The organism is Comamonas sp. 14P8.1.4, assembly GCF_057799285.1.
Genome location: NZ_JBYOKN010000004.1, coordinates 170,587 through 183,310, shown reverse-complemented (window position 1 = coordinate 183,310; position 12,724 = coordinate 170,587). Strand labels below are relative to the sequence as shown.

Below are 12,724 nucleotides of genomic sequence, written 5' to 3'. Positions count from 1 at the left end.
TACAATCATTTACGAAGTACGCACTGTGCAGCAAAACGCTCTGCGCTAAGGCATTGAAACGGCAAGGGAAGCGTCAATGGCTGCCTATGCGCCAAAGCCCTTACCTACTTGGGTACTTCCACCCACCGACGCCCCTCTCACCTGTTGCGCGAATTCATGGTTGCCACCGTCATTCTCAGCATGCTCTGCGTGCATTTATTCTGCTTTTGCGTGATGTTCTATCTCATCAGCACGCGTCTGCACGAGAAAAGAATGGGAATGGAGGTTTTTGCACTGGGCAATCTGCTGCTGGGCTGCGCATACATCCTGCAGCTATTTGGCGGTCCATCGGGCTGGAGCGCCATCAGCGCCATTAACCATACGCTCACCCTGTGCGCCCCTATCGCTTATGTGCTGGGGGCTTTTCGCTTTTTTAATCGCAGCACCTTGCTATGGAAACCCCTGCTGGGGCTAGCTGCTGCCTACACCGTCTTGCAGATCCTCGTGCAGTACACCCTGGGGCCTGTCGTGCGACACGCCTTGCTATCCGCAGCCTGCGCCATCGTTTTCCTCGTCATAGCGGGAGGCGCACTGTATGGGACACGCACTTTTGCCAAAGATCTGAAAGTCGAGATGTATGTAATTGCCCTCTTGATTGCTGGCATCTGCGGCCTGAATGCGGCCAAGTTTGTCATCATCCTCAGAGGTGGCCTGGAAGCCCTGGAGATGAGTACACAGTTCCAGATGGTGTTCTATATCTACATGTCGTTCCTGGGCACCGTGCTCCCCCCGACCATCGTATGGCTGGTGTTTCGCCGCTTAACCGATGAACTGCGCACCATGGCTGCACGCGACCCACTCACCCAGCTGCTGAATCGGCGCGGGCTCTCCAATGGACTTGATACGCACTTTCGCACCAGGAATGCCCGCGCAGCGCGGTTGCTCATGGTTGACATTGATCATTTCAAACAAATCAATGACACCTTCGGCCACAAGACGGGAGACCAGGTGTTGTGCCACGTTGCCAAAATCCTTCAACACAGCACCCGCCAGGGTGACCTGGTATGCCGCCTTGGCGGCGAAGAATTTGTGATTGTTTGCCTTGATACGGATGAGCCAGGTGCCATGCAACTCGCAGAGCGCATCCGTGCAGCCATCGCGCAAAGCGAAGTAGCCACAGTGCCTGCACAGGGCACCATTCGATGCACCGTCACCATTGGCGTTTCGCACGGTTTTATCAGCACACCATGGCTTGAACAGGCCATGCAGCAAGCAGATGGAGCGCTCTACCGGGGAAAAGCCGCAGGGCGCAACCGTGTGGAACGGATAGACCTGTCTGGCGTACAGTTGCCACACCCATTCTCTCCCGACGCCAAGCAGCACACGCTGTCCCAAAAGCCTCAGGCTTAATCGTTCCCACCCACTCTCCAGGCCTGAAAGCGCTACCCCGTGCAGCGCCCACCGTCACACACTCACTGAGACTGCGCCGGAAGAGCCCAAGCAGGTGAGCTTGAAATCCAGCGCCAGAAACAGAAAATCCTCGATACATTGCTGTACCGAGGCTTTACGTTTTGGTGTGCTTGTGGTGCTCAATCAAGCGTGGAGGGCTTGCGCATCAAAAGCTGTATCTGGCGGAGAAGGCGGGATTCGAACCCGCGGTGGGCTATTAACCCACACACGCTTTCCAGGCGTGCGACTTAAACCACTCATCCACCTCTCCAGAAGCTGAGATTCTAACTTGCTTTTCGAGTTGCCATCAACAAATTGGCCTTTTTTTGAAAAATAGCCATTCCCGCGCCGAAGCCTTGCTGCAACCAGCGCGAAAGGTCCGTGTAGGAGCTCTCGCTTCTGGCGCCACCCATCTACCGTTTTTCTCCTACGCAGACCACCATATACCGCCGCATCCTTCCAAACAAAAGAACTCCAGATACTCGGTAAAAACAAGACATGGGCTCCCATCCAAGGGGCGCATGCTCTGCACAACAGGAGAGCCCACGATGTCCGATTTTTCCCCACCAAGCCGCAGAGAGTTCTTGCTGGCTTCCGGTGCCGGCATGGCACTGACAGGTATTGCGGTGACGTTTCAGGCGCGTGCCAAAGATGCGCCCATTACCCTTGAGCAATACAAACCCACCTACCTCAATCCGCAAGAGTGGGCCTTTGTACTCGCTGCCACTGCACGGTTGATCCCTTCCAAAGGTGCAGGCCCGGGCGCGCTAGAAACCCATGTCCCAATTTTTATTGACCGGCAGCTCAGTGGCGAATACGGCAGCGCCAGTGATTGGTATATGACCGGCCCCCATGACCCTGCTGCTGCACCTGAACGTGGCTGGCAAACACCGCTCAATCCTGCCCAGCTGTACCGCGAGGCCATTCCAGCCATTGATGCTTGGTGCAAAACACGCTGGGACAAGAATTTTCAAAACTTGTCTCCGGCACAGCAGGATGAGGCATTGACTGCTTTACAAAAAGGCGAGGCGGCTTTGAAGCCCGAACTCAGCGTCTTTTTCAGCACCCTGCTTGCCAACACCAAAGAAGGCTACTTCGCAGACCCGGTACACGGCGGGAACTATCGCATGCAGTCCTGGAGCTACATCGGCTTTCCCGGCGCGCGGGCCAGCTATGCCGAATGGGTGGGTCAGCACAATGTGAAATACCCATTGGGGCCCGTATCTATCAAAGGCGAAAGGGCATAAGCCATGGCACGCACTGAAAAAAAGAAAGATGTGGTCATTGTGGGCCTGGGCTGGACTGGTGCCATTGCTGGCATTGAACTGGCAGCCGAAGGGCTTGAGATCGTGGCTCTGGAGCGCGGCCGCGACCAAAACACCGTGCCTGAGTTCAAGTATCCCAACCAGATTGATGAGCTGACTTACGGTGTGCGCCTCAAAAACATGCAGCACCCCAGCCAGCAGACTGTCACCATCCGCCGCCACGATGGGGAGACCGCGTTGCCCTACCGCTCCATGGGCTCCTTCTTGCCTGCCAACGGTGTTGGGGGTGCAGGCACCCACTGGAATGGTCTGCTGTGGCGCCCGCAGCCCCAGGAGATGCAGCTGCGCAGCTACGTCAAAGAAAAATGGGGAGAGTCCATCATTCCGGCTGGCATGAACCTCATGGACTACCCGGTCACCTATGACGAGCTGGAGCCCTATTTCACGCGTTTTGATGAGGTCGCAGGCATCTCTGGCAAAGCTGGCAACCTCAAAGGCCAAATCCAGGCGGGCGGCAATCCATTTGAGGGCTGGCGCTCAAGCGACTACCCTATGCCGCCACTGCCCACCACCTACGACGCCTCCAAATTCGAAACCACTGCCAAAGCACTGGGCTACCACCCTTTCCCTGCTCCCGCCGGGATTGCATCCACAGCCTATGTCAACCCATATGGCATGCAAATGGCGCCCTGCAACTTCTGTGGATTTTGCGAGCGCTATGGCTGCTACCAATACTCCAAAGCCTCACCACAGACAGCCATTCTTGACGCCCTCAAGCGCAAACCCAACTTCAGCTACCGCACCCACGCCGAAGTCCTGCGCATTGAAAGTTCAGCAGATGGCAAAACCGCCACAGGGGTCACCTACTTCGATGCGGCCAAAAAAGAGGAAGTCTTTCAGCCCGCCGACTTGGTCATCCTGTCGGCCTACCAGTTGAACAACGTGCATCTCCTGCTCGTTTCTGGCATTGGTGCACCCTACGACCCAGCAACCAATACAGGCGTCACCGGCAAAAACTACGCCTACCAGATGAACGGTGGCGTGACCATGTTTTACAAAAACGATAGCTTCAACCCCTTCATAGGGCACGGCTCCAACGGCATTTGCATCGATGACTTTGGCATCAACCAGAATGACTTCGGGGCACTGGGATTCATTGGTGGCGCCTACTGGCGCGCGGGCACTTTCAACGGCCAACCCATCCGCTCCATGAGCCTGCCCTCCGGGACACCCAGTTGGGGAGCTGGCTGGAAGCAAGCGATTGGCGAATGGTATGGGCACTCCATGTCCATCGGCACCCACGGCTCGCACATGTCCTACCGCGCCAACCACCTGGATCTGGACCCTACCTACAAAGACCCACACGGGCGCCCACTGATGCGCATGACCTTCAACTGGCAGGACAACGACCTGAAGATGAACCAGTACATGAAGCTCAAAGCCGAAGAAGTCGGCAAAGCCATGCAGCCCGATCTCATGCAGCTGGGCTTCAGAGGTGCGGGTGCGCAATACGATGTCCGCCCCTACCAGACTACCCACAACACCGGCGGCCACATCATGTCCAGCAACCCGCAAGAAGGTGTCGTCAACCGTTACTGCCAGGCTTGGGACAAGCACAATGTTTTTGTCATGGGTGCTGGCAACTTTGTACAGAACACCCAATACAACCCTACCGGCCTGGTAGGTGGCCTCGCCTATTGGACGGTGCACGCCATCCGTACGAAATATCTGCGCAACCCAGGCCCACTGGTTTGAGGAGCTGACCATGAAAATTGCACTGCGCATCCTCGGCGTGTTGGTCATCCTCGGCATCCTCGCCGCGCTGGCGTTGAGGTATGTCCCGCCGCAACTGACGCCACCCAACGAATCTCTGCCTGCCGACTGGAAACCGGAACCAGGCCGCGGCGAATATGTCATGCGTGCGGGCGATTGCATGGCTTGCCACACCAGCGATGGCGGTGCGCCTTTGGCAGGAGGACGCGGCATCGACAGCCCCATGGGCACCATCTGGGCCTCCAACATCACGCCAGACAAAAATACGGGCATTGGCAACTGGACATTGGATCAATTTCGTGCCGCCATGGTGGATGGTGTCGCAGCCAATGGCACGCACCTCTACCCTGCCATGCCGTATGAAAACTATCGTTTCATGAGCGAAAGTGACCTGCGCGCTTTGTATGACTACCTGATGCGCGAGGTAAAGCCTGTCAACCATGCCGTACAAACAACACAGCTGGGGTTTCCGTTCAATCTGCGCTTTGGCATCCGCGCTTGGAACTGGTTAGCTCTCAAGGGCAGCACAGACGCTCAGCCCACAAGCAGCAATGAAGTCATTCGCCGTGGGCAATACCTCGTGGAAGGTGCTGGGCATTGCGCAGCCTGCCACAGCCCGCGCACCAACTTCATGGCCCAAGACGGCACACGCCTTGATGACAGCGCATTTCTAACAGGTGGAACACTGGATGGCTGGAACGTTGCTGCACTGCGTGGCGCAGGCTCTCGCCTTGCGCAGTGGTCTAGCGCCGAGCTGGCCGCTTACCTGGCCACGGGGCGCAACGCCCACGCTGTGGCCAATGGGGAGATGTCACTGGTCGTCAAGCATTCTTTGCAGTACCTGAATGATCAGGACATACATGCCATGACCGCATTTCTCAAGAGCATCAACGGACAGGCCTCACCAGATGCACCAGCACCGATAGCTCCCCCAGGCCCACGCGCCACACCCGCAGCAGCGGCCAACGATGCAGGCCAGGCCACGGTGCAGATGCTCACCAAAGCCTCGCTCGATATGCCGCTGGGTGCCCGGCTGTACCTGGACAACTGTGCGGCGTGTCACTTCGTCAGCGGCAAAGGGGCTGCGGAGATCTTCCCGGAACTGCAAGGCAATGCCATGGTGCTCGCCAAAGCGCCGCAACCACTGCTCTCGGTCATCCTCAATGGTTCTTCATCCATAACCACAGACCGTCGCCCCATGCAGCTGGTCATGCAAGGCTATGCCGATCGCCTGAACGACGAGGAAGTGGCCGCGCTTGCCAGTTTTGTACGCTCTGCCTGGGGCAATCAGGCCAGCCCGGTCACTGCGCCGCAAGCAGCCCAGGTCAGGTCTGCCGCGCCGCATTGAGCGCCACAGGCCCAGCCTAACGCCACCCACATCTCTGCCAACCTCTGCCCACGCCTGCAGGTACGGGTTGGCAGCAGAGGTGTCGCTGCCAACCAACGCCCCACAGCGCGTGTGCCATACGGCTTCACCCCCATCACAACACATCTTCAAACAAGCGAGTACAGTGCCCCACTTCACGTGATGCGCATCCTGCGCCCATGCGTCCCCTTTCACCCGCCTTCTGATTGAATGACCGCTCCAGCCTTGCCCGTTTTGTATTCTTTCCGTCGCTGCCCTTACGCCATGCGCGCACGTTTGGCTTTGGCCCATGCCGGGTTGGCGTGCGAGCTGCGTGAAATCAACTTGCGCAACAAGCCCCAGGCATTGCTGGATGCATCCTCCAAAGGCACTGTGCCTGTGCTGGTGCTGCCCCACGGCGAGGTAATTGAACAAAGCCTGGACATCATGCTGCATGCCTTGCAAGGCAACGACCCTGATGGCTGGCTGGCGCCCACACAGGGCTCGCTGGAAGACATGCTGGGACTGATCCGCGGCAACGACAGCCGTTTCAAACAGGCGCTGGATCGCTGCAAATACCCTGAGCGCTATACCGCAGAAGAAGTCAACCAGGCGCAGACCGATGCCATCACCTGGCTGGTCTCCCTGGATGAGCAACTGGCCGACACCGGCTATCTTTTTGGCCTGAACCCCAGCCTGGCCGACATGGCGCTGCGCCCCTTTGTGCGCCAGTTCGCCCGCATCGATGAAGCGCAATGGGCCGAGCAACCCTGGCCCCACCTGCAAGACTGGCTGCAGCGCTGGATTGATTCCGCGCTGTTTGCGGAAGTGATGGAAACCTACCCAGGCTGGATGCCCGGCACAACCGGCCCAACTTTCAGCACAGACAGCATTCAATCCGCCTGATGTTTGAAGGTGTTTTTAGCTTCTAGCCCTTGCTGCATAAGCGCTAGGTGCTTCAAAAAATAAAGCTCCCTACAGGGAGCTTTATTTTTTAGGGGCATGCCACCCAAGCACCGCTTCGCACACCAATAGAGGCATTTCGTAAGGCATCTGCAGCCAGCACGCTGGCAGAGCGTGCGTCTGGCCATCACTGCGGTTGACCACCACCCAATCACTGCATGCATGTAACGTCACAGCAGCGGATGGTGCCAAGCGACGACCCAACTGTGTCGTCTGCACACAGCGGTGCGTCCACATGGGCGGGACCGAAATTACCGCTCGCTGCGATGGAGCGCACACCGCCCGCTTCGGTGATGGTCTGGCTGACAGCGGCTTCATCGCCCACCTGCACGCCGTCCAGAGGCTTAACGTCGCTCATATCACGTGCCCTGGGCTGGCACCTTGCGCGCGGTATCCACGGGCACACGTGCCACCTGCAAGGCCCACCGCACGCTGCGAATGCGCTATTTGCTGCGCACCATGTCAGGATTTTTTATTGAACCACGCACCAGGGCGGCGCACGCCCACCACGGTGCTACGCCCTGCACGGCTTGGCCCTGCGCTGCTGCGGCCATAGCGCACAGCCACGGAACCGTCCACCACCGTGGCAGGCAATGCAGCGCCACTGCCCCACTGGATGTCTTCCCGCGCAATGGCACGCCACTGGCCCCGCGGCAGATCGCCCAGTTCCAGATTGGCAATGCTTTGCCGAATCAAGCGCAGCGTCGGGTGGCCAATGGCGGCGGTCATCTTGCGCACCTGCCGGTTTTTCCCCTCCACCAAGGTAATCGCCACCCACACGTCCTGCACGCTCTTGCGCACGCGCACAGGTGGGTCACGGGGTGCAACTTCAGGCTGTGGATCAAGTACCTGCGCCTGACAAGGCTGGGTGGTGTAATCCTCAATGCGCAGCCCCTCGCGCAATCGCTGCAAGCTGGCTTCATCGGGCACACGCTCCACCAGCACCCAATAGGTTTTGGGCTTTTGGTTGCGGGGGTTGAGCAGCTGCTCAATCAACGGACCATCATCGGTCAGCAGCAGCAAGCCTTCGGAGTCTTTGTCCAGCCGCCCTGCTGGGTACACGCCCTTGGGCAGGTCGAATTCGGCCAGGGAGCGCGCACCATCCTCGGGCGTGAATTGGGACAAAACGCCGTAGGGCTTGTGAAAGAGGATGTACTGGGGCATGCCGAAACCAAGAATTCGCAAAGGCTGTGATTGTCGATCAAAGCCAACGCCCCGGCATGCAGTGCATGGCGGGGCTTGTGGAGTGGTGATTGCAGACGGTTGGCTTTAGCTGCGCGAGCGGCCTTTGCACAGCAGCACCAGCAGCACGATGGCAAAGCCGACAAAGCACAGGAACGACCAGTTGGCAATCGAGCCACCCAGGAACGTCCAGTCAATGGCCGTGCAATCGCCCGAGCCACGGAAGATCATGGGAATGGCGCGGCTGACTGGGTAGTTTTCGATCATGCCGTAGAAATCGCGGCCGCAGCTGGCGAACTCAGGCGGATACCACTGCAGCCAGCTTTGACGCGCCGCCACAAAAGCCCCGAAGCCGCAGGCAAGCAGCCCCAGCACCGCGAAAGATTTCCACCAACCTTTTTGGCCTCTAGTGCTTGCCAAGCCTGTGCATACAGCTACCAATATCAAAGCATAGCGCTGCACAATGCACATGGGGCATGGCTCCAGACCCTGCACATGCTGCAAATACATGCCAAAGGCCAGCAAAGCCACACAAGCGAGCGCAATCAGCGCCAAGGTACGGCGCGGGGCGGTGGTGATCCAGTTCAAAACCTGCATGCTTTTCTCACAAAAAATAAGGGGCGACATCTGCCGCCCCTGCACCATGCAAGAAACAGCGTCAGTTAGATGCCTGCAGCTTCGTCCAAGAATACCTTGGCACGGCGGGGTGTCACCACCAAAGTCTCACCTTCGCGCAGGCCCATCGCTCGGAACTGCTCGGCGGGAATCTGTGCCTCGATCAAGTGCTCGGATGCCGCATTGTCTGCTGCTTGGGTGTCATCTGCGGCAATAAGTTCCAGTCGCGCGATGGGTCCCACCACAATCGCGCGGCTGAGCTGCACCACCAGACCTGTGGTGCGGCCATTGCCATCGGTATTTTGACCGGGCGAATAGCGAGCCACATCCAGCTCATGCGGGCGTACATAGGCAAAGGCGCTCTTGTCCACCGCACCTTGGGCTTCGTCGCTCTCCAGCTGCATGCCTTCTTCCAGAAAGACCTGGCCATCCTTGGCCCGGCCCTTGAACAAATTCACATCGCCCAAGAAACCATAAACAAAGGGGCTGGCAGGGTTTTCCCACACTTCTTGGGGTGTTCCTTCCTGCTCGATCTTGCCCTTGTTGATCACGACCACGCGGTCCGCCACTTCCAGCGCTTCTTCCTGATCGTGCGTCACAAATATGGAGGTCACATGCAGCTCGTCGTGCAGACGGCGCAGCCAGCGGCGCAGCTCCTTGCGCACCTTGGCATCCAATGCGCCAAAAGGCTCGTCCAGCAGCAGCACCTTGGGCTCCACCGCCAAGGCACGTGCCAAGGCAATGCGCTGGCGCTGGCCACCAGACAGCTGCGACGGGAAGCGATCTGCCACCCAGTCCAGTTGCACCAGCTTGAGCAGGCTCATCACCTTCTCTTTAATCTGCGCTTCGCTGGGGCGCTCCTTGCGCGGCTTCACACGCAGGCCAAACGCCACGTTCTCAAACACGGTCATATGGCGGAACAGCGCGTAGTGCTGGAACACAAAGCCCACGTTGCGCTCACGCACGTGCACATCGGTGGTGTCTTCACCGCTGAAGTGAATGCTGCCCACGTCGGCCGTTTCCAGGCCAGCGATGATGCGCAGCAGCGTGGTCTTGCCGCAGCCCGAGGGGCCCAGCAGGGCAATCAACTCTCCGGACTTGATGTCTAAACTCACGTCACGCAGGGCCTGGAAGTCGCCAAACTGCTTGCTGACATTGCGAATTTCAATGCTCATGGTCTGTCTCTTTCAAATGCGTCGCGCGCTCAAGATTGCTCGAGGGGGGTGTGACGCTCAGGTGGCATATTCGCCGCCGCCTGCACTTGTTGTTCATGCTTCCATTCGGCATAGGTCTTGATGACCAGCGTCACCAGGGCCAGCAACGCCAGCAGCGAGGCCGCCGCAAACGCCGCAACGGATTGGTATTCGTTGTAGAGAATTTCAACATGCAGCGGAATGGTGTTGGTCTGGCCGCGGATGTGGCCGGACACCACAGACACAGCCCCAAACTCACCCATGGCACGTGCGTTACACAGAATCACGCCATACAGCAGGCCCCACTTGATGTTGGGCAGCGTCACATACCAGAAAGTCTGCCAACCGCTGGCGCCCAGCACGATGGCGGCCTGCTCTTCGTCATTGCCCTGTGCCTGCATCAGCGGAATCAGCTCGCGGGCAATGAATGGGAAGGTGACAAAGACAGTAGCCAGCACAATCCCGGGCACGGCAAAAATGATCTTGATGTCATGCGCAGACAGCCAGCTGCCGAACCAGCCATTGGCACCAAAGACCAGCACGTACATCAAGCCCGCTACCACCGGTGAGATGGAAAATGGCAGATCAATCAGGGTGGTCAAAAAGGCCTTGCCCTTGAACTCGTACTTGGCAATGCACCAGGCCGCAGCCACGCCAAACACCAGGTTCAGCGGCACCGCAATCAAGGCCGTCAGCAGCGTCAGCTTGATGGCCGACCAGGCATCGGGCTCTTGCAAGCCCGCCACATAGGCATCCCAGCCTTTGCGCAGCGCTTCAGTGAACACCGCCGCCAGCGGCAACAGCAAAAACAGCGCGATAAACGACACAGCAAGGCCAATCAGCACCCAGCGCACGGCACGCGGCTCGGTGGTGGTCAGCTTCTCGGGCTTGCTACCTTTTTTCGGGGCGGTCAGCTTGTAAGCCATCAACACGATGGCCAAGATGACACCCAGCACTTTGAACAGGAAGTAATGCTGTTCGGTGAAATTCAGATTCATGCCGCAGCTCCCGAATGGCGACGCTGCCAGGCCTGCAGCACATTGATGACCAGCAGCAGCACAAAGGAAATCAGCAGCATCACGACCGCCACGGCCGTGGCGCCTGCGTAGTCATACTGCTCGAGCTTGCTGATGATGATCAGCGGCGTGATCTCAGAGACCATGGGCATGTTGCCGGCGATAAAGATGACTGAGCCGTACTCGCCCACCGCCCGTGCAAACGCCATGGCAAAACCCGTCATCAAGGCGGGTGTGATGCTGGGCAGAATCACCTTGTAGAAAATCTGCCAGCGCGAAGCCCCCAGGCTGGTGGCCGCCTCTTCCAGTTCTTTTTCCGAGTCTTCCAGCACCGGCTGAACGGTGCGCACCACAAAGGGCAGACCGATAAAAATCAGCGCCACCACAATCCCGTTCGGGTTGAAGGCCAGCTGAATGCCCAGCGGCTCCAGGTACTGCCCCACCCAGCCATTGCCTGCCAGCAAGGCGGTCAGTGAAATACCGGCCACGGCTGTGGGCAGTGCAAACGGCAGATCCACCAGTGCATCCAGAATCTTTTTGCCGGGAAACTTGTAGCGCACCAACACCCAGGCAATCAGCAGGCCAAACACCAGATTCACCAGTGCGGCAATGAACGAGGCACCAAAGGTCAGCTTGTACGAAGCCACCACGCGCGGTGCGCTGACGGCGTCCCAGAACTGCTCCCAAGTCAGCTCAAACGTTTTGAAGATCAGCGCAGACAGGGGGATCAGCACAATGATGCTGAGATAAAACAGTGTGTAGCCCAAGGTCAGCCCGAAGCCGGGCAGAACGCGCTGAGCGCCACGCCCACGGCGAACCGGGGCAGTAGGGCTCAGACTTGGGCTGACGGGGGATGCAGAAGCCATGATGTCCCTGACAGCCTGAGAAAGTGGTTAGGTAAGTGAGTGCGTCAACCGTGGCTAATTACTTGCCGGGGGTGTAGATCTCGTCGAACTTGCCACCGTCGTTGAAGTGCACCTTCTGGGCTTCACCCAGCGAGCCGAAGTACTTGCCCACGGTGAATTGCTTCAGTGGCTTGAAGACATCGGCGTGCTTTTTCAGCACTGCTTCCGAGCGGGGGCGCAGCGCATGGTTGGCGGCAATTTCTTGCGCTTCATCGGTGTACAGATAATCCAGGTACGCCTTGGCCAGTGCGCCAGAGCCCTTCTTCTGCGCGGTGCGCTGCACCACGGCAACAGGGTTCTCCGCCACGATGGAGCTGGAGGGGTACACGGCCTCAACCTTGCCCTTGCCAAATTCGCGGTCCACCGAGATCACTTCCGACTCGAACGTGATCAGCACGTCACCCATGTTGCGCTGCAAGAAGATGGCGGTGGCATCACGGCCACCCTTGCCCAGCACAGGCACATTCTTGTACAGCTGCTTCACAAAATCCTGGGCCTGTGCATCGGTGCCACCGGCTTCACGCACGGAACCCCATGCAGCCAAGTAGGCGTAGCGGCCATTGCCACCGGTCTTGGGGTTGACCACCACAACCTTCACGTCGGGGCGGGTCAAGTCCTTCCAGTCCTTGATGTTCTTGGGATTGCCGTGGCGCACCAGGAACAGCATAGTGGAAGTGGTGGGCGATGCATCGTTGGGGAACTGCTTGGCCCAGTCTTTGGCCACCACACCGTTGTTGGCCAGGAATTCGATGTCGGTGGTGGTGTTGAAAGTCACCACATCCGCAGGCAGACCGTCATTGACGGCACGCGCCTGGGCGCTGGAGCCACCGTGTGCCTGGTCAATCTTGATGTCTTTGCCCGTGGTTTTCTTGTAGTGGGCCACGAATGCCTGGTTGTAGTCCTTGTAGAACTCGCGGGCCACGTCATACGAAACGTTGAGCAACTGGTCTTGCGCGCTGGCCACGCCACCGGCTGCCAGCGCAATCGTTGCCAACAAAGTCTTGAGCTTCAAAGATGTCATGGTGTGTCGCCTTACGCA

The 12,724-nt window shown here is 58.5% G+C and carries 12 protein-coding genes and 1 tRNA gene; 5 read left to right on the top strand and 8 right to left on the bottom strand.

The window, feature by feature from the left end; genetic code table 11:
* Positions 1 to 156: 156 nt before the first annotated feature.
* The gene (locus tag AC27VO_RS10080) at positions 157 to 1,389 is read left to right on the top strand and encodes a GGDEF domain-containing protein (protein WP_488666576.1); all 1,233 of its coding nucleotides are present in this window, start codon (positions 157 to 159) and stop codon (positions 1,387 to 1,389) included.
* 219 nt (positions 1,390 to 1,608) lie between these two features.
* On the opposite strand, the gene AC27VO_RS10075 is transcribed toward AC27VO_RS10080, so the two are convergent.
* Positions 1,609 to 1,699: transfer RNA gene (locus AC27VO_RS10075), tRNA-Ser, on the bottom strand.
* Positions 1,700 to 1,976: 277 nt separating this feature from the next.
* Here AC27VO_RS10075 and AC27VO_RS10070 point away from each other — a divergent pair.
* The 4 genes from AC27VO_RS10070 to AC27VO_RS10055 all read left to right on the top strand — a co-directional run bounded on the left by AC27VO_RS10070 (position 1,977) and on the right by AC27VO_RS10055 (position 6,717).
* Entirely contained in the window at positions 1,977 to 2,675 is a 699-nt protein-coding gene (locus AC27VO_RS10070; RefSeq protein ID WP_488666575.1) for a gluconate 2-dehydrogenase subunit 3 family protein, read from the top strand.
* Positions 2,676 to 2,678: 3 nt separating this feature from the next.
* The gene (locus AC27VO_RS10065) at positions 2,679 to 4,448 is read left to right on the top strand and encodes a GMC family oxidoreductase (protein WP_488666574.1); all 1,770 of its coding nucleotides are present in this window, start codon (positions 2,679 to 2,681) and stop codon (positions 4,446 to 4,448) included.
* Between the two features lie 10 nt (positions 4,449 to 4,458).
* Positions 4,459 to 5,814: a c-type cytochrome gene (locus AC27VO_RS10060; protein ID WP_488666573.1), complete on the top strand. Its 1,356-nt coding sequence runs from the start codon at positions 4,459 to 4,461 to the stop codon at positions 5,812 to 5,814.
* Between the two features lie 228 nt (positions 5,815 to 6,042).
* A complete protein-coding gene (locus tag AC27VO_RS10055) occupies positions 6,043 to 6,717 on the top strand; it encodes a glutathione S-transferase (RefSeq protein WP_488666572.1) in 675 nt (224 codons plus the stop codon).
* Positions 6,718 to 6,925: 208 nt separating this feature from the next.
* Here the strand turns inward: AC27VO_RS10055 and AC27VO_RS10050 are convergent, their stop codons facing one another.
* The 7 genes from AC27VO_RS10050 to AC27VO_RS10020 all read right to left on the bottom strand — a co-directional run bounded on the left by AC27VO_RS10050 (position 6,926) and on the right by AC27VO_RS10020 (position 12,706).
* Positions 6,926 to 7,132, bottom strand: a complete 207-nt coding sequence (locus AC27VO_RS10050; RefSeq protein ID WP_488666571.1) for a hypothetical protein — start codon at positions 7,130 to 7,132, stop codon at positions 6,926 to 6,928.
* Positions 7,133 to 7,236: 104 nt separating this feature from the next.
* Positions 7,237 to 7,938, bottom strand: coding sequence for a pseudouridine synthase (locus AC27VO_RS10045; RefSeq protein ID WP_488666570.1), 702 nt, complete (start codon positions 7,936 to 7,938; stop codon positions 7,237 to 7,239).
* 105 nt (positions 7,939 to 8,043) lie between these two features.
* The gene (locus tag AC27VO_RS10040; RefSeq protein WP_488666569.1) at positions 8,044 to 8,553 is read right to left on the bottom strand and encodes a disulfide bond formation protein B; all 510 of its coding nucleotides are present in this window, start codon (positions 8,551 to 8,553) and stop codon (positions 8,044 to 8,046) included.
* Between the two features lie 65 nt (positions 8,554 to 8,618).
* A complete protein-coding gene (locus tag AC27VO_RS10035) occupies positions 8,619 to 9,746 on the bottom strand; it encodes a sulfate/molybdate ABC transporter ATP-binding protein (protein WP_488666568.1) in 1,128 nt (375 codons plus the stop codon).
* A 29-nt stretch (positions 9,747 to 9,775) separates the two neighbouring features.
* Positions 9,776 to 10,690 carry a sulfate ABC transporter permease subunit CysW gene (gene cysW / locus AC27VO_RS10030; RefSeq protein ID WP_488666620.1) on the bottom strand — a complete coding sequence of 305 codons (915 nt, stop codon included), beginning with the start codon at positions 10,688 to 10,690 and terminating at the stop codon, positions 9,776 to 9,778.
* Positions 10,691 to 10,758: 68 nt separating this feature from the next.
* Entirely contained in the window at positions 10,759 to 11,646 is an 888-nt protein-coding gene (gene cysT, locus AC27VO_RS10025; protein WP_488666567.1) for a sulfate ABC transporter permease subunit CysT, read from the bottom strand.
* A gap of 58 nt (positions 11,647 to 11,704) precedes the next feature.
* On the bottom strand, positions 11,705 to 12,706 hold the full coding sequence (locus AC27VO_RS10020; RefSeq protein WP_488666566.1) for a sulfate ABC transporter substrate-binding protein: 1,002 nt from the start codon (positions 12,704 to 12,706) through the stop codon (positions 11,705 to 11,707).
* Positions 12,707 to 12,724: the final 18 nt, after the last annotated feature.